Genomic DNA, 15608 nt, shown 5'->3' with positions numbered 1-15608 from the left:
AAGGACTGTAAAGCGCGAAATGGCCAGATTTCGCGCATTAGGTTGGGTAACGGTCAAACGGCCTGCTGCACGGGGCCGGGTCGCGGTCTATGAAATCGACCTCAAACAGATCATGATCGATACGCAGGAGGTCTGGCCGATCATAGGTTCCGATTTCCAGGCCCGGATGAGCGAGGATTCCGAGCCCGTTACAAATGTCGTGCCTTTCGCGGCAAAACCCCCGGGGCCTGAAATCAACACCCCCGAAGCCAAGCCCGAGGATATCTGGTCGCAGGTACAGTCAATTCTTCACGGGCGCGATCCCGAGTTGTGGGCGAGTTGGTTCCAGCATCTGTCCGAGTCGGAAAGGGCAGGGGGGCGCGTCATACTGGTTGCACCCTCGCGGTTCATGGCTGATTACATTGCACAGAAATGGACGGCACGGTTGCTGGCCGCCTACAGCCGCGTCGATCCCAGTATAAGAACGGTTCAAGTAAACGCAGCCGATTGAGGCTGCGACGTGCGCAGCACGGCCGAGCAAAGGATGCGTCATGATCAACCGAGATTTCCAACCATTTCGGGTCGAACAGTTCCTGTCCGAAACGGAACACGGGGTGGTCTTCAATTTCTCGGAAAGCGGTGTTCATCCCATGTCGTTGCAGGGATTGATGGATCTTGCCCGGATTGATCTCGACGCTCTGCTGACAACGATGATTGATTATCCGCAAGTCAATGGAAAGCAATCCCTGCGCGAAACCATCGCAGGCTTGTACCCGGGGGCCTCGGCGGATGGGGTATTGGTCACGGTCGGGGCAACCGAAGCGAACACGCTGGTGGCCAACACCTTGTTGGCGCCCGGCGACAATGTTGTGTGTTTCCGACCGACCTATGAGCAGATTTCAGGAAACGCCGCCAATTTCGGCAACGAGGTGCGCTGGGTCGATCTGATCGAATCCGCAGGGTGGGGCATTGACGCAGAGGCGCTGGAGCGGGCCGTCGATGACAGGACCCGCATCATCCATGTGGTCAATCCGAACAATCCAACGGGCCGTATTCTGGCCGAAGCGGACCGCGCGCGTATCGTGTCGGCTGCCGAGCGCGTTGGTGCCTGGATCGTTTCGGACGAAGTTTATGCCGGAACCGAACGCGAAGGTGATACCGAAACGCCTTCGTTCTGGGGAAGGACGGACAGGGTTCTTGTGGTGAACTCCATGTCCAAGGCCTATGGGCTTCCGGGGCTGAGGCTGGGGTGGCTTGTGGGGCCGGAACAAATCATTCAACAATGCTGGCGGCGGCACGAATATGCCTCGATCGCGGCATCCATGTTGTCGATGGAACTGGCGGACAAGGCGCTTGCCGAACCGGCACGGTCCAAGTTGAAAGCCCGCGCGCGCCGTCTGATCCGCACGGGGTTTGACGTTCTGACGGAAGAACTGGCGCGGCATCAGGGGGTGTTTTCCGTTGTACCACCTCAGGCGTCGGCCATGTCGTTCGTGCGGTTCAATCTACCGATCGCATCCGAGGAGTTCAGCATGCGCCTTTTGCGCGAAAAAGACGTGCTGGTCATTCCGGGGTCGCGGTTCGGGGTCGAGAACCATTTTCGGTTCAGCTCGGCCCTGCCCGAAGATCATTTGCGGGCAGGGTTGGCAAAGTTGAATGATCTTACAGGCGACATTCTGAACGGAGGCTGAGAGTTTGCCGCCGAACTGGTGAAAGTGGTTCGGTGACATTTCTTTTGCCTTTTTCATACGTGTCGATAGGCTTCGCAAATGGAAGATTCATCTGTGCTTTCCACCGAAAAACCGCCGCTGGATCACCTGGTCGGGTCCGCGGTGAAAACGCATCGCGCGCTGGCCGGGTTGACTCTGGCCGAACTGTCTCAGCGGTCCGGCGTATCCACGGCGATGATTTCCAAGATCGAGCGCGGTCAGGTGTCTGCTTCACTGGCGACGCTGGAGGCCCTGGCCAGCGGAATCGGCGTTCCGCTGATCAACTTTTTCGCGGGTACGGTCGAACGCACGGATGTGTCATTTGTGGCCGCAGGCGAAGGCGTAACCGTGCAACGGTTGGGCACCGGTTTCGGGCACAGTTACAAGCTGATCGGTCGGGCGGAAGCGAAACATGTCAGTTTCGAGAGTTTCAGCGTTACTTTGGAAGGTCCGTTGGACGAACGCCCGCTTTACCAACATCAGGGTGTCGAATTCATCCACGTCACCGCCGGCGAGATGGTCTATGGCTGCGGTGAAGCCGCTTATCACATGCGGCCGGGCGACAGTCTGAGTTTTGATTCAAACGCCACTCATGGGCCGTTGGAGTTGAAAACTGACACGGTCACCTTTGTCACTGTGGTTGCCAAAGCCGTTTCGGGCGACAATTGAAAACGCCCGGCGACCGGGCCGGGCGTTTGGGAATCAAGGTGATCCGAGACGAGTCAGAGACCCCATTTCTTGCGGTTTTCCTCGAAGAACCCTTGCGCCTTTTTGACTTCGATCCAGTTGTTCACGTAGTTGATCCAAACCTGATCGGCCTGTGGCAGGATCATCGCGATAGGTGACGGCGAACGCGGGCCTGCGTTCTTTACGCGTACCACCGGAAACTTCGCCTCGAGGGTCGAGCCTTCAATGTTCGACGTGATGAAGACATCCGCGCGTCCTGCGATTACTTCCTGAAAACCGCGGGCCGGGGCCTCGACCACCTTGATATCTGCGTTCGGGAACCATTCGCGGACGCGTTTTTCGAACGTTGTGCCCAAGGTGGTCGCGACTTTTACTCCGGGCTGGTTGATCGAGTCATAACCGTCGAATTTGTCGGCCTTGTCCTTGGTGGTATAGGGGAAGAGCTCCACCGAAATATAGCTGTCGGAAAAGCCCGCGACCTTCATGCGCGGCGGTGAAATCGATGCCGATCCGGTCAGGTAATACTTGCCTGCCACCACACCGTTGACCAGTGTTTTCCAGTCGGTGGGGACATATTCGACCTCGACCCCCAGATCGGCGGCCAGCTCGTTCATGATGTCGATATCATACCCTTTGTAGCTGTTGGTCGCTGGGTCGCGGAGCGACATGGGATTCCAATCGCCCGTGGTGCCAACCTTGAGCACGCCGGAATCCAGCACCTCGTTCAGTGCAGATTGCGCCTGCGCTGCACCTGACAATACAAGCCCAAGCGCAGCGGCTGCCGCAGCTTTCCAAAAAGTGTTCATAGGTTTCTCCCGTTGGTGGCGTTTCGACCTTGTGGCGGTATTCTTCATTGATTTAAGCCCAAAGGGAAAGATAACCTCAAGAAAATATTATACTGGGACTAAAACAGGGGCAGTTCATCTTATGCCAGACGCCGCAATCGAACTTGTGGGCGTGAACAAGTGGTTCGACACGTTTCACGTTCTCAAGGACATCAATCTGACGGTCGACAGCGGCGAAAAGGTGGTGATTTGCGGGCCTTCCGGGTCTGGAAAATCCACCGTTGTGCGATGTATCAACCAGTTGGAGAAGCACCAGAAAGGCACCATCCGCGTAGATGGGATCGAGTTGACGGATGACGCAAAATCCGTGGCCAGGATCCGATCCGAGGTCGGCATGGTGTTTCAGCAGTTCAACCTGTTCCCGCATCTGACCGTGTTGGAGAACCTGACTTTGGGCCCGGTCAAGGCCCGCGGTCTCGGTCGCAAAGAGGCAGAGGAAAAAGCGCGTCACTATCTGGATCGGGTGCACATTCCCGATCAGGCCGACAAAAAGCCCATTCAGTTGTCGGGCGGTCAGCAGCAACGCGTCGCCATAGCGCGATCCCTGTGCATGGAGCCGCGCGTTCTGCTGTTTGACGAACCCACTTCGGCACTGGACCCCGAGATGATTTCGGAAGTGTTGGACGTGATGGTCGAACTGGCGAATGAGGGCATGACCATGGTGGTCGTCACGCACGAGATGGGATTTGCCCGCAAGGTGGCGGACAAGATGATCTTCATGGATGCAGGCGAAATTGTCGAGGAAGGCCACCCCGAACATTTCTTCACCGCACCTCAATCCGAACGGTGCCGCCAATTCCTCAGCCAGATTTTGCAGCACTGAGCGGAGCCGATGAAAAAACTTCTTCTCATATTGCCTCTTCTTCTGCTGGCAGGTTGTTCGTCGTCGCAGACCTGGGGCTGGTACGTTATCGATCCGACCACGGCCACGGGTTGGACCAATGTGAAATTCCTGATCTCGGGCATGGGCGCGACGATCCAGATTTCGTTGATAGCCGCCGTTATTTCGATCGCCATCGGGCTGCTGGTCGCCTTGCCGGGGTTGTCCGAGAAACGCGGCTGGCGGATGCTTAACCGGATTTACGTGGAGTTCATCCGCGCCATCCCTCTGCTGCCGATGTTGTTTTGGGTGTTTTACGGCTTGCCGATCGTGTTTCAGTCCATGGGCCTGAATATCCCCATTGATCCCTTCTGGGGTGCGATCCTTACGCTGGCGATTTCTGACAGTGCCTTTACTGCCGAGATCTACCGCGCGGGGATTCAGTCCATTGCCCGAGGCCAGCGCGAGGCGGCGCAAACCATCGGGCTGAACTATGTGCAGACCATGCGCTATGTGATCCTGCCGCAGGCGATCCGGCGCATTCTGCCGCCGCTGGCAAACCAGTTCATCTACATCGTCAAGATGAGCGCCTTTGCCAGCGTCATCGGGATGCAGGAACTGACCCGCCGCGCGAATGAACTGGTGGTGACGGAATACCGCCCACTGGAAATCTATACCCTGCTGATTTTCGAATACCTGATCCTGGTTTTGATCATCTCAGCCGGGGTGCGCTGGCTGGAGCGTCGCATGGGCGCGGACGAGCGCGGATAAGGAGTGAAAAAATGAACTGGAAAGATTTCATGGCCGAGACCGAGGCCAATATCGGGGCCTTTTCAAAGGAGGTGCCGGAAACCGTGCGCGGCTTTGGCATCATGGGCAAGGCGGCCAAGACTGATGGGGCGCTGAGCGAGAAGACCAAGGAGTTCATGGCGCTCGGCATTGCGATCGCGACCCGCTGCGACAGCTGCATCGGATTCCACGTGCGTTCGCTGGTTCGGCTGGGCGCCACCCGCGCTCAGATGTGCGAGGCGTTGGCCATGGCCACCTATATGGGCGGCGGGCCGTCCTATGCCTATAGCGCCAAGGCGCTCAAGGCATTTGACGAGTTTTCGGAGTAAGAAACATGCGTCCTGATCTGGCCGGAGCAGAGGGGTTCATTCGCAACAGCTGGTACGTCGCCGGACGGTCCGAGGATTTTGGCCGCAGCCTGAACGCCGTGCAAATGCTGGGCGAGGACATCGTGGTCTATCGTGACACAGCGGGCAAAGCGATCGCGTTGGAGGACGCTTGCCCGCATAGAAAGCTGCCGCTGTCTCGGGGCACCATTGAAGGGGACCATGTGGTTTGCGGCTATCACGGTCTGACATTCGGCTGCGGCGGTGAATGTGTCAGCGCCCCGACGCAGCTGGACAATCCTCCGCGCCGCGCCGCCGTGCATGCGTACCCGGCCGAAGACCGCTGGGGGTTTCTGTGGCTGTGGATGGGGGACCCGGTCAAAGCCAGCACGGACGATATCATCGACATCCCCAATTTCGACAACCCGTCCTGGGGCAAGACCCGGACCGGCGCGATGGAGATGGCGTGCCACTACCTTTACATTATCGACAACCTGCTGGATCCAAGCCATGTGGCCTGGGTGCATCTGACCTCGTTTGCCGGGGCAGGGACCGACAACCGCCCGTTGGATATTGAAGAAACAGAAACAGGCGTCATTGTTTCGCGCTGGATCGCGGACGAACCCGCGCCGCCCTACTATGCGCCGATCCTGCCGTTTGGGCCAAGTTGCGACCGCAAGCAACATTACGAATGCCGTCTGCCATCCACTGCGATCAACATGTCCGTTTACACTCCGGCCGGAGAAGGCGGGGCGGATCGGCCGATGTCACCCAATGCCTTTGTCAATATTTCGTACAACTTCATCACACCGGTCGATGCGGAAACCTCTCGGTATTTCTGGTTCCAGCACCGCAACATGCACGCGGATGACGCAGCCATGTCGCAGCGCATGTTCGAAGGCGCGGTCATGGCTTTCAACGAGGACAAAGAGGTTCTGGAACACGTTCAAACCGGCATGGCGCGGCGCAAGACCGGCTATATCAACCTCGGGCTGGACGCGGGCGCGATGCGGTTCCGCGCGCGGGTTGCAAAGCTGATCGCGCAGCAGGCCGGCTGATCATCAGGCCGACAAGCGCCCGTTCGCGCCCTGGCCCACGTGTCGGGCCGGGGCGTCGAACACCGCTTTGATGCAGGGGTACCGGTCGAGAATTTCAGCTCCACCGGGCAACAGATCGGCCCGGAGCACACCGGCATCCCAGATCGCAACATCATCCACCCGGATCGTGGGATCCAGCACGTTCAGCGAAATCTCACCCGGCGCATAATGCCCGCAAGTGTGAAAGTGCAGCAGGCGCGGATTGCCAAAGGCAGATCCGCTCCAACGTTCGAAGTTGCTTCGGGCCGGGGTGGTGTAGGCGCAGCCCGGATGGATGCCTGCGTGCCAGGAATGCATGGTCAGGGGATCAAGACCGAACATCCGACCGACCTTTTCGTAATGCATCTGCGCGCAATGCACATCCATGGGATGGCCGTCAAAGCCGGTCAGGCGGTTGTTTTCGAACCGGATGGTCAGCGGTTCGCGCAGATCACAGCCGTATGGTTCGTAGAACTTCGATCCGGTGCCGACCAGAAACCCGTCCTGAACCAGCACTCCGGAAAATCCCTGCGCGGGAACCGGGGCAAAGACCGACATCGGAAAACGCGTGATGCTGACATCCGTGGCACCTGATGGGGGGAAGGCGGCGCCCGGTCCACTGAAGTCGGTGCCAAGCGGGCAGGTTACGTGGATGCGCCCGGCATTGGCCAGCAGCCGGTTGACCGCGTTTTTCAGTTCAACGAACCCGGTGTAGTTGGCGCGCCCGAAACCCGAGGCCAGCATTCCGGCGTCCAGCGCATACGACATGATGGGCCGAACGTCCCTCATTCCTGCGTCGAACCGTATCTGATCGCCGGTGCGGGACAGAAACAGGGTGCAGTCCGCCGACTTCATCGCCGATTTCAGCTCTTCAGGTACCAAGGGACCCATAGGATCGAATGGGAGAGTTCGAACTGCGGTTTTGATCCGGTTCTGTCGGGCACAGTCGACGATAGCCCCTGTGATCTCGGCATCGTAATAACCGTTGGGCGCTTCTTCGCAGACCACAAGCAACTGGTCGCCCGCCGTCAGACCACCACATCTGAACAACAGGTTTTCAGCGCCCGCCATGAGCTCTGGACTGTGCATTTCCGCTGATCCTCAACAAATCCCCCGCGTTGGCATTTTACATCTTTCACGTTTCCGTGATCCAGAAAAAATTTCACCTTAAGAAAAAAATTAACTGACACGCCTGTGGGCTTTGTTCATAAGCTGAGCCCGAACAGGACAGGAGACACAGCAATGAGTGCTTGGATCGAGATGATCTCGGACGACAAGGCCGACGGCCGCCTGAAAGAGCTGCTGGACAAGGCCCGCACCCCTCATGGCACCGTAGACACGGTCATGCGTGTGCATTCATTGCGCCCCGAAACGATGAACGGGCATGTGACGCTGTACCGTTCGGTCCTGCATTCCGATGACAACCAGTTGCCGTTCTGGTTTCTCGAGGTTGTCGCCAGCTATACCTCGATCCTGAACGATTGCACCTATTCCCTGACCCATCACTTCATGAACGTGCGCAACCTGCTGAAGGACCAGCCGCGCAGCGACCGGATTTTCGTCGCGCTCAAGGCGCATCGGCCCGAGGACGAATTCGAAGGCAGGGAACTGGCGCTGCTGCGCTATGCCGCCAAGCTGACGACGGATGTCGGCAAAATGGTCAAGTCCGACTTCGAAGCGCTCAAGATTGCAGGCTGTGAGGATGGCGAGATCCTGGAGGTCAATCAGGTCTGCGCCTATTTCAATTATTCAAACCGGTTGCTGAACGGGTTGGGGGCAACGACCGAGAATGATGTGATCGGCTATTACACCGGTGACGCCTGACGGGTTGCGCCGGGTCTGGCCCCCGTGCCGTGGAACATCGTTTCAGGCGGGTCAGCCGGTTTTTTCGGGCTGTGGCGGCTTCACGCCCCACGTGTTTTCTTCGGCCGTTTTGCGGATGATCGCGCCGATCTTCAACAGGTTTTCGCTGAGCGGGTTGGTCTTTCGCCAGATCAGACCAATCGTCCGTGTCGGCGGCGCGTCCTGAAACCGGGCAATGGACACATCCGCGGATCGGGTTTCCAGCCCGACCGCCATTTCCGGTATCAGGGTCACACCGATGCCGGCGCCGACCATCTGAACCAGTGTGGAAAGCGAACTACCCTCCATGATGTGCTGCGGTTCGATATTGCGGATCGAACAGAAGGACAGGGCCTGATCCCTGAAACAATGCCCCTCTTCCAGCAACAGCAGGCGCATGGTTCTGAGCTGCGACGAACTTGGCATCGGCAGGTTGGCATCCTGCGCCGGGCGAACCAGCAGAAAATCTTCGTTGAACAGCGAGAACTCTCGGAGGTTGGGTTCCGAGACGGGCAGGGCAACGACGCCGAAATCCAGTTTCGAATCCAGAATTTCACCGATCAACGTCTTGGTTATCGTTTCCTTGGGTTCAATGGTCAGCTGTGGGAATCGCTGCGACAACGCTTTGATGATCGAGGGCAGCAGATAAGGTGCAACCGTGGGAATGACCCCGATTCTGATGCGGCCCGACAGGGGGCCTGAGGGAGATTGCACCAATTTCCCCAAATCCTCGACCCGGGTCAGGATTTCGCGGCCATGTTTTAGCACGTCTTCACCAAGCGCTGTCAGGCGGGTTTGCCGGGCCGCGCGTTCGACCAGCGGCCCACCCATGATTGCTTCCAGCTCTTTGATTTGTATGGAAAGCGCGGGCTGCGATATCGCACTGGCCGCAGCCGCTTTGCCAAAGTGGCCATGCGTGGCGAGCGCCTCGAAATAGCGCAGGTGTTTGAGGGTCAGTGTTTTCATATGAAAAACTAATCGCAACGATAGTAATTACAAATTTCCAATTATCGAAGCTGTGCGGTACGAGTCAAGATATCTGAACCCCTAGGTAAATACTCAGGAGATTTACAATGGACGGTACCCCCCACAATCATCAATCCGGCGGCTGCCCCGTCATGCATGGCGGCAATACTGGAACGGGCAATTCCGTCACCAAGTGGTGGCCGGACTCGCTGAACCTGGACATTCTGAGCCAGCACGACACGCGCACCAACCCGATGGATGCGGATTACAATCACCGAGAAGCGGTCAAGGGGCTGGATTTCAAGGCGGTTCGTGCCGATGTCGAGGCGCTGCTGACCGACAGTCAGGACTGGTGGCCGGCAGACTGGGGTCACTACGGTGGGCTGATGATCCGTCTGGCGTGGCACTCGGCCGGGTCTTACCGTCTGGGGGATGGTCGAGGTGGCGCCGGTTCGGGCAACATCCGGTTCGCGCCGCTGAACTCATGGCCGGACAATGCAAGCTTGGACAAAGCCCGGCGTCTGTTGTGGCCGGTGAAAAAGAAATACGGCAACGCGCTGTCCTGGGCTGACCTGATCGTTCTGTCGGGCACGGTGGCCTATGAAGCCATGGGGCTGAAGACCTTTGGCTTCGGTTTTGGTCGCGAAGATATCTGGGGGCCCGAGAAAGATGTTTACTGGGGGTCGGAAAACCAGTGGCTGGCCCCGTCCGAGAATCGCTATGGCGATCTGGAAACCCCCGGCACGCTGGAAAACCCTCTGGGTGCGGTGCATATGGGCCTGATCTATGTGAACCCCGAAGGCGTGAACGGCAATCCGGATCCGGCCAAAACCGCGCTGCATATCCGTGAAACCTTTGCCCGTATGGCGATGGATGACGAAGAGACCGCGGCGTTGACCTGCGGGGGTCATACGGTCGGCAAGGCCCATGGTGCGATGCCAGGCGACAATATCGGCGCCGAGCCCGAAGCCTGCCCCGTGTCCAGCCAGGGTCTGGGATGGGAGAACCCTGATCAGAACGGTAAAGCGGCCAATGCCTTTACCTCGGGGATCGAAGGGGCGTGGACGAAAGAGCCCCTGAAATTTGACATGGGCTATTTCGACTATCTGTTCGGCTATGAATGGGAGCTGGGCAAATCACCCGCCGGTGCCCATCAGTGGCAGCCCGTCAACATGCCCGAAGACGAAAAGCCCGTCGACCCGACCGACCCCACTGTTCGTCGCATGCCGATGATGACCGATGCGGACATGGCGATGAAGGTCGACCCGACCTACAACGCGATCTGTCAGAAATTCATGGCGGATCCGGATTATTTTGCCGATACATTCGCACGTGCCTGGTTCAAGTTGACTCACCGCGACATGGGTCCGCGCGTCAACTATTATGGCCCGGATGTGCCGTCAGAAGACCTGATCTGGCAGGATCCGATCCCGGCGGGTTCGACAGATTATGACATTGATGCCGTCAAGGCCAAGATCGCAGACAGCGGCTTGACCGCGGTCGAGATGATCACCACCGCCTGGGACAGTGCCCGCACCTTCCGCGGCTCGGACAAGCGCGGTGGCGCAAATGGCGCGCGCATCCGACTGGCGCCGCAAAAGGACTGGGCAGGCAACGAGCCAGAGCGTCTGGCAAAAGTGCTGGGTGTGCTGGAGCCGATCGCGGCTGAAACCGGTGCCTCGATTGCCGACGTGATCGTTCTGGCGGGCAATGTCGGGCTGGAGCAGGCGATCAAGGCCGCAGGCTTTGACGTGGCGGTTCCGTTCTCGGCCGGTCGCGGCGACGCGTCGGACGAGCAGACCGATGTGGACAGTTTCTCGGTACTTGAGCCGCTGGCGGACGGGTTCCGCAACTGGCAGCTGAAGGAATACGCGGTCTCGCCAGAGGCGATGATGCTGGATCGTGCGCAACTGCTGGGTCTGACCGCGGCCGAGATGACCGTTCTGGTCGGTGGTCTGCGTGTGCTGGGTGCCAACCATGGCGGATCGCCGCATGGTGTCTTCACTGACCGGGTGGGCCAGCTGACAACCGACTTTTTCGTCAACCTGACGGATATGTCGCTGAGCTGGCATCCGGTTGACGGAGGCACCTATGAGCTGCGCGACCGCGCCTCGGGTGAGGTCAAGTTCACCGCAACCAGCGCAGATCTGGTCTTTGGTTCGAACTCGATCCTGCGCAGCTATGCTGAGGTCTACGCTCAGGACGACAATGCCGAGAAGTTCGTGCGCGACTTTGTGGCGGCATGGACCAAGATCATGAACAACGACCGGTTCGATCTGGTTGCCTGACTCATGAATAAATCAGGCGAGGACACCCTCGCCTGGTTTTCTTTTCAGGGGCTGCATCCGCTGATCCCCGCTGTGCCGAGACCCACTCATACGGTCATGAAGAGGTCTTTGTATCGGTCACGCAGAATGTTCTTTTGAACCTTGCCCATCGTGTTGCGGGGCAGCTCATCCAGAACGATCAGCTTGCGCGGATGCTTGAACCGGGCCAGACTTTCGTGGACCGCGCCCGTTATCGCATCCGGATCAGGGGTCTGGCCGGGCTCTGCCACGATGACACCAACAACCGTTTCACCGAAATCGGGATGCGGCACGCCGATCACGGCGCTTTCCAGAACACCGGGTTGATCATCGAGAACCAGCTCGATCTCTTTTGGGTAGATGTTGTAACCGCCCGAAATGATCAGATCCTTGTTGCGACCAACGATATGGACGTAGCCATCCTCGTCGATGCGGCCCAGATCACCGGTGATGAAAAAGCCGTTGTCGCGCAGTTCGGCAGCGGTTTTTTCAGGCATCTGCCAATACCCTTTGAAGACGTTGGGCCCGCGCACTTCAATTGTGCCGATCTCGCCCGCAGGCAGGGTATTGCCATCTGAATCACAGATCTTCAGTTCGACCCCGGGCAGCGGGTGCCCGACCGTTCCGGCGCGCCGCTCGCCGTCATACGGGTTTGACGTGTTCATGTTGGTTTCAGTCATGCCATAGCGTTCAAGGATGCGATGCCCCGTTCGTTTTTCGAACTGCACATGGGTTTCCGCCCGCAGCGGTGCCGATCCCGATACGAACAGGCGCATATGGGTGGCCAGTTCCCTGGTAAAACGCGGGTCGTCCAACAGGCGCGTATAGAAGGTTGGGACGCCCATCATCGATGTGGCACAGGGCAAATTGTCGATGATCTGGTCCAGATCGAACTTGGGCAGCCAGATCATGCATCCACCCGCGGCCAGCATGATATTGGTCGCGACGAACAGCCCGTGGGTGTGGAAGATCGGCAGGGCATGCAGCAGCACATCCTGCGAGGTGAAGCGCCATTCCCTGACCAGTGTCCGGGCATTCGACAGCAGATTGTTCTGGGTCAGCATGGCCCCCTTGGACCGGCCTGTGGTTCCCGATGTATAGAGGAACGCAGCCAGGTCCTCGCCATCGCGGGGGACAGTTTCGAAACGTGTCGGCATGGTCGCGGCCAGATCTGTCAGAGACCCGCTTCCATCCGCGTTCAGGGTTTCTATTTGCGCCCCCAGCTGCGCGCCGACAGGGGTGAGTTTTTCCTCACTTTCGGTGTCGCAGATAATCAGCGCGGCCCCGCTGTTTTCGATGAAATAGGTCAATTCATCGACCGTGTAGGCGGTATTCAGGGGCAGGAACACCAGACCGGCCTGGGCGCAGGCAGCATAAAGCGCCAGCGCCTCGGGTGACTTCTCAACCTGCGCCGCAACGCGATCACCGGGGGTCAGGCCCAGATGCTTGGCCACATGTGCAATCTGCGCCGCTTTGCCGAGAAAGTCCTGATGTGAAATCGTTGTCCCGTCCAGCAGCCGCAAAAAAGGTGTGCCTTTGCCGGCATGAATGCCGAACAGGCCGTCATAGAGGGGGTTGGCCATCAGGTTTACCTTTCTTGAAGTATGGAGAGAGAGGTGGATGCAGCGAGGAAATGGATCTCGAATGAGGCGATCATCTCATGGGTATTGGCGAATTGTTCGTGGTATTGGGCAACACGGGTCAATTCATACAGGTAGTTGACCATGGTGCCAACGGATCGGGCCGTGATTGCGTTGCCATGAACCGATTGATCAAAAGCACTGTTACCCAAATGAAACTGTGCAATTGGATCCGGGGGCATGTGCCTCCGTCCCCTGTCGCTTGGCAGTTACAACCGCCGACACCCTGCTGCGCATCGTGCTTTCAGAGTATCGGCGGGTGTCGACTGATTTCCCTATGAGAAGTGTTCCGGCAGCAAGGCATCCGGCAGGTTCTGATAGCAGACAGGACGCAGGAAACGTCGGATCGACAATGTGCCCACGGATGTGGCGCCGAAATTGGTCGAAGCCGGGTAGGGGCCGCCATGGACCATGCTGTCACATACCTCGACCCCCGTGGGGAAGCCGTTGGCCAATACGCGTCCGGCTTTGCGTTCAAGGATCGGCAGCAGGGACCGCGCCATGCCCATGTCTTCCTCGTCCATATGCAGGGTGCAGGTCAGCTGCCCGTGCAATCCGCGCGCGACGTCGCGCATTTCGTCGGGTGTCTCGGCGGTAACGATAATGCCCAGCGGGCCAAACACCTCTTCCGCGAGGGTTTCGTTGGCCAGCCATGTCGCGGCGCTTGTTTGGTAAAGGAAGGGGGTTGCGTTGCGCTGATCGCATGTCGAAGCCAGAACCTCGTGAACGCCAGCGGTTTCAGCAACACGGGCCTGACCGTTGCGGTAGGCGTCGGCGATGCCGTCGGTCAGCATGGTCTGCGCCGGTACTTCGGTCAATGCGGCCTGTGCGATCTCGGCGAAACGGTCCGTTGCTTCACCTGCCGCCATCACGACGACGCCCGGGTTGGTGCAGAACTGACCTGCGCCCATCGTCAGCGAGCCGGCCCAGCCTTTGGCGATGTCTTCACCCCGGTTTGCCAGTGCCGCATCCAGAATGAACATGGGGTTGACCGATCCAAGCTCACCAAAAAACGGAATCGGTTCGGGGCGTGCGGCGCACAGATCGAACAGGGCGCGACCGCCCGCAAGCGATCCGGTGAACCCGACCGCCTTGATCAGAGGGTGTTGCACCAAGGCTGAACCCACAGCCGGGCCGCCGTCCTGGATCAGGCTGAAAACACCGGGATGAATGTTGCACCGGCGGGTGGCTGCGAGGATTGCTTCGGCGATGATTTCGCCGGTGCCCGGGTGGGCGCCGTGGCCTTTGACGACAACCGGGCAGCCGGCAGCCAATGCGGCGGCGGTGTCCCCCCCGGCGGTGGAAAATGCCAGCGGGAAATTTGATGCGCCGAACACCGCGACCGGGCCGATCGGGCGCTGGATCATCTTCAGATCGGGCCGGGGCAGGGGCGCACGGTTCGGCAGCGCGCTGTCGTGGCGCCGGTCCAGATAATCGCCGCTGAGGATATGCGTTGCGAAAAGCCTCAGCTGCTCCGACGTGCGGCCCCGCTCACCTTGCAGCCGAGCCTCGGGCAGGCCGGTTTCCTGAGTGCCAATCTCGGTGATTGCTTCGGCGCGCGCTTCGATCTCGTCGGCAATGGCGTTCAGAAAGGCTGCGCGTTCTTCCCGAGTGGAATAACCATAACTCCAAAACGCCTCTTCTGCGGCCTGCGCAGCGGCCTCGACGTCTGAAATCCGACCTTTCGAAAAGTCATGCGATGGCCCATGTGCGGGTTGTGACGCAAAGAAATCGTCACCAGCAAGCCAGTTGCCGGCGATCAGGTGCTTGCCATGCGGAGTAAAGGTCATTTGGGCCTCGTATTTCGGGATGTCCAGATTTATGGATAATGTATCCAAAATAACGGGACATGCAAGACCGCCCTAGGGTTCGTCTGTCCCGCGCTTCGAGGCGATCATTTCCAGAAGCTGTTCCTTGGTCCGGCGAATATGCTGCGTCAAGACCTCGCAGGCTTTGTCCACATTGCCTTCCTGCGCCAGCCGCAACAGATCACGATGTTCCTTTTTTGCGGGTTCGCGCTGTTTCATCACGCTCAGGTGCATCCTTACATAACGATCCGATTGCAGGTTGACGCGGTCCAGCAATTCATTGGTCAGCTTCCGCTGTGACGCCGCATAAAGCGCCGAGTGATATTGATAGTTCAATATCCCCCACTTGCCGACGTCATTTTCGTCATATGACGCTTCCATCTGCCTGAGAATTTCGTCGCAACGCGCAAATTCCCTCGGGCCCATATTCGGGATGGCCCGGCGAAACAGATCCACTTCGATCAGGATGCGAAGATCGAAAATTTCACCGATTTCGTCGAGGGAGTGCTTGGTCACCGAGCCGCCGCGATTGTTGGCCCATTGCACCAGACCTTCGGCATTCAGGCGCTTCAGCGCCTCGCGGATCGGCATGCGCGAGACATCATATTCCTCGGCCAGAGCTTCCTGCCGGATCGTCTCACCTTCGGCAAGTTCGCCGCTCAGGATACGTTCACGCAGATCATTTGCGATAACGTCCGGTAGGCTTTGTTTCGTGATCGCGCGTTTCCCTGCCATGTCCAATATCCCGCTACGGTTTTTTGGATACAATTACCCGTAATCATCGACTTTTCCAAGCCGAACTTGGATTTCGACCA

16 protein-coding genes are annotated in these 15608 nt (G+C 58.6%); 9 read left to right on the top strand and 7 right to left on the bottom strand.

What is annotated here, in order from left to right:
* Positions 1 to 19: 19 nt before the first annotated feature.
* The 3 genes from AC2FF8_RS07870 (at position 20) to AC2FF8_RS07860 (ending at position 2357) form a co-directional block, all read left to right on the top strand.
* A complete protein-coding gene (locus AC2FF8_RS07870; protein WP_480685084.1) occupies positions 20 to 490 on the top strand; it encodes a DnaA N-terminal domain-containing protein in 471 nt (156 codons plus the stop codon).
* Between the two features lie 40 nt (positions 491 to 530).
* On the top strand, positions 531 to 1670 hold the full coding sequence (locus AC2FF8_RS07865; RefSeq protein ID WP_496879379.1) for an aminotransferase class I/II-fold pyridoxal phosphate-dependent enzyme: 1140 nt from the start codon (positions 531 to 533) through the stop codon (positions 1668 to 1670).
* Between the two features lie 78 nt (positions 1671 to 1748).
* Complete coding sequence (locus AC2FF8_RS07860) at positions 1749 to 2357, top strand: helix-turn-helix domain-containing protein (protein ID WP_496879378.1); 609 nt, start codon at positions 1749 to 1751, stop codon at positions 2355 to 2357.
* A gap of 53 nt (positions 2358 to 2410) precedes the next feature.
* Here the strand turns inward: AC2FF8_RS07860 and AC2FF8_RS07855 are convergent, their stop codons facing one another.
* Positions 2411 to 3181: a transporter substrate-binding domain-containing protein gene (locus AC2FF8_RS07855; RefSeq protein ID WP_496879377.1), complete on the bottom strand. Its 771-nt coding sequence runs from the start codon at positions 3179 to 3181 to the stop codon at positions 2411 to 2413.
* 121 nt (positions 3182 to 3302) lie between these two features.
* Between AC2FF8_RS07855 and AC2FF8_RS07850 the strand changes: the two genes are divergently transcribed.
* From AC2FF8_RS07850 to AC2FF8_RS07835, 4 genes are read left to right on the top strand one after another with little or no spacing between them, the layout of a single operon-like run.
* Positions 3303 to 4043, top strand: coding sequence for an amino acid ABC transporter ATP-binding protein (locus tag AC2FF8_RS07850; protein WP_170345138.1), 741 nt, complete (start codon positions 3303 to 3305; stop codon positions 4041 to 4043).
* A gap of 9 nt (positions 4044 to 4052) precedes the next feature.
* On the top strand, positions 4053 to 4811 hold the full coding sequence (locus AC2FF8_RS07845; protein ID WP_496879376.1) for an amino acid ABC transporter permease: 759 nt from the start codon (positions 4053 to 4055) through the stop codon (positions 4809 to 4811).
* Positions 4812 to 4822: 11 nt separating this feature from the next.
* A complete protein-coding gene (locus tag AC2FF8_RS07840; RefSeq protein ID WP_496872581.1) occupies positions 4823 to 5158 on the top strand; it encodes a carboxymuconolactone decarboxylase family protein in 336 nt (111 codons plus the stop codon).
* A gap of 5 nt (positions 5159 to 5163) precedes the next feature.
* Positions 5164 to 6213 carry an aromatic ring-hydroxylating dioxygenase subunit alpha gene (locus tag AC2FF8_RS07835; RefSeq protein WP_496879375.1) on the top strand — a complete coding sequence of 350 codons (1050 nt, stop codon included), beginning with the start codon at positions 5164 to 5166 and terminating at the stop codon, positions 6211 to 6213.
* Between the two features lie 3 nt (positions 6214 to 6216).
* Here the strand turns inward: AC2FF8_RS07835 and AC2FF8_RS07830 are convergent, their stop codons facing one another.
* Positions 6217 to 7320: a hypothetical protein gene (locus AC2FF8_RS07830; RefSeq protein ID WP_496879374.1), complete on the bottom strand. Its 1104-nt coding sequence runs from the start codon at positions 7318 to 7320 to the stop codon at positions 6217 to 6219.
* A 153-nt stretch (positions 7321 to 7473) separates the two neighbouring features.
* Between AC2FF8_RS07830 and AC2FF8_RS07825 the strand changes: the two genes are divergently transcribed.
* Positions 7474 to 8055 (top strand): carboxymuconolactone decarboxylase family protein, encoded by a 582-nt coding sequence (locus tag AC2FF8_RS07825; protein WP_425079183.1) that lies wholly within the window; start codon positions 7474 to 7476, stop codon positions 8053 to 8055.
* A 51-nt stretch (positions 8056 to 8106) separates the two neighbouring features.
* Here the strand turns inward: AC2FF8_RS07825 and AC2FF8_RS07820 are convergent, their stop codons facing one another.
* Complete coding sequence (locus AC2FF8_RS07820) at positions 8107 to 9039, bottom strand: hydrogen peroxide-inducible genes activator (RefSeq protein ID WP_496879373.1); 933 nt, start codon at positions 9037 to 9039, stop codon at positions 8107 to 8109.
* A 107-nt stretch (positions 9040 to 9146) separates the two neighbouring features.
* Here AC2FF8_RS07820 and katG point away from each other — a divergent pair, with 107 nt between their 5' ends.
* Positions 9147 to 11327 (top strand): catalase/peroxidase HPI, encoded by a 2181-nt coding sequence (gene katG / locus AC2FF8_RS07815; RefSeq protein ID WP_496879372.1) that lies wholly within the window; start codon positions 9147 to 9149, stop codon positions 11325 to 11327.
* 86 nt (positions 11328 to 11413) lie between these two features.
* On the opposite strand, the gene AC2FF8_RS07810 is transcribed toward katG, so the two are convergent.
* From AC2FF8_RS07810 to AC2FF8_RS07795, 4 genes are all read right to left on the bottom strand, one after another.
* Positions 11414 to 12928: a malonate--CoA ligase gene (locus AC2FF8_RS07810; protein ID WP_496879371.1), complete on the bottom strand. Its 1515-nt coding sequence runs from the start codon at positions 12926 to 12928 to the stop codon at positions 11414 to 11416.
* 5 nt (positions 12929 to 12933) lie between these two features.
* Positions 12934 to 13167, bottom strand: a complete 234-nt coding sequence (locus AC2FF8_RS07805) for a malonyl-CoA decarboxylase domain-containing protein (RefSeq protein WP_171118205.1) — start codon at positions 13165 to 13167, stop codon at positions 12934 to 12936.
* 93 nt (positions 13168 to 13260) lie between these two features.
* Positions 13261 to 14775 carry an aldehyde dehydrogenase (NADP(+)) gene (locus AC2FF8_RS07800; RefSeq protein WP_496879370.1) on the bottom strand — a complete coding sequence of 505 codons (1515 nt, stop codon included), beginning with the start codon at positions 14773 to 14775 and terminating at the stop codon, positions 13261 to 13263.
* A gap of 72 nt (positions 14776 to 14847) precedes the next feature.
* A complete protein-coding gene (locus tag AC2FF8_RS07795; protein WP_170345149.1) occupies positions 14848 to 15528 on the bottom strand; it encodes a GntR family transcriptional regulator in 681 nt (226 codons plus the stop codon).
* Positions 15529 to 15608 lie beyond the last annotated feature (80 nt).

It is taken from the genome of Ruegeria sp. YTSA144 (assembly GCF_059610125.1).
Note: the sequence above shows the minus strand (reverse complement) of the source record. Positions and strands in the feature narration are given on the sequence as shown.

Excerpts from the sequence above, each read along its gene's own strand:
- AC2FF8_RS07845 (WP_496879376.1), top strand. The coding sequence starts at position 4,053 with ATGAAAAAACTTCTTCTCATATTGCCTCTTCTTCTGCTGGCAGGTTGT.
- AC2FF8_RS07825 (WP_425079183.1), top strand. The coding sequence starts at position 7,474 with ATGAGTGCTTGGATCGAGATGATCTCGGACGACAAGGCCGACGGCCGC.
- katG (WP_496879372.1), top strand. The coding sequence starts at position 9,147 with ATGGACGGTACCCCCCACAATCATCAATCCGGCGGCTGCCCCGTCATG.
- AC2FF8_RS07860 (WP_496879378.1), top strand. The coding sequence starts at position 1,749 with ATGGAAGATTCATCTGTGCTTTCCACCGAAAAACCGCCGCTGGATCAC.
- AC2FF8_RS07840 (WP_496872581.1), top strand. The coding sequence starts at position 4,823 with ATGAACTGGAAAGATTTCATGGCCGAGACCGAGGCCAATATCGGGGCC.
- AC2FF8_RS07835 (WP_496879375.1), top strand. The coding sequence starts at position 5,164 with ATGCGTCCTGATCTGGCCGGAGCAGAGGGGTTCATTCGCAACAGCTGG.
- AC2FF8_RS07830 (WP_496879374.1), bottom strand. The coding sequence starts at position 7,320 with ATGCACAGTCCAGAGCTCATGGCGGGCGCTGAAAACCTGTTGTTCAGA.
- AC2FF8_RS07810 (WP_496879371.1), bottom strand. The coding sequence starts at position 12,928 with ATGGCCAACCCCCTCTATGACGGCCTGTTCGGCATTCATGCCGGCAAA.
- AC2FF8_RS07865 (WP_496879379.1), top strand. The coding sequence starts at position 531 with ATGATCAACCGAGATTTCCAACCATTTCGGGTCGAACAGTTCCTGTCC.
- AC2FF8_RS07870 (WP_480685084.1), top strand. The coding sequence starts at position 20 with ATGGCCAGATTTCGCGCATTAGGTTGGGTAACGGTCAAACGGCCTGCT.
- AC2FF8_RS07800 (WP_496879370.1), bottom strand. The coding sequence starts at position 14,775 with ATGACCTTTACTCCGCATGGCAAGCACCTGATCGCCGGCAACTGGCTT.
- AC2FF8_RS07795 (WP_170345149.1), bottom strand. The coding sequence starts at position 15,528 with ATGGCAGGGAAACGCGCGATCACGAAACAAAGCCTACCGGACGTTATC.
- AC2FF8_RS07820 (WP_496879373.1), bottom strand. The coding sequence starts at position 9,039 with ATGAAAACACTGACCCTCAAACACCTGCGCTATTTCGAGGCGCTCGCC.
- AC2FF8_RS07850 (WP_170345138.1), top strand. The coding sequence starts at position 3,303 with ATGCCAGACGCCGCAATCGAACTTGTGGGCGTGAACAAGTGGTTCGAC.
- AC2FF8_RS07805 (WP_171118205.1), bottom strand. The coding sequence starts at position 13,167 with ATGCCCCCGGATCCAATTGCACAGTTTCATTTGGGTAACAGTGCTTTT.
- AC2FF8_RS07855 (WP_496879377.1), bottom strand. The coding sequence starts at position 3,181 with ATGAACACTTTTTGGAAAGCTGCGGCAGCCGCTGCGCTTGGGCTTGTA.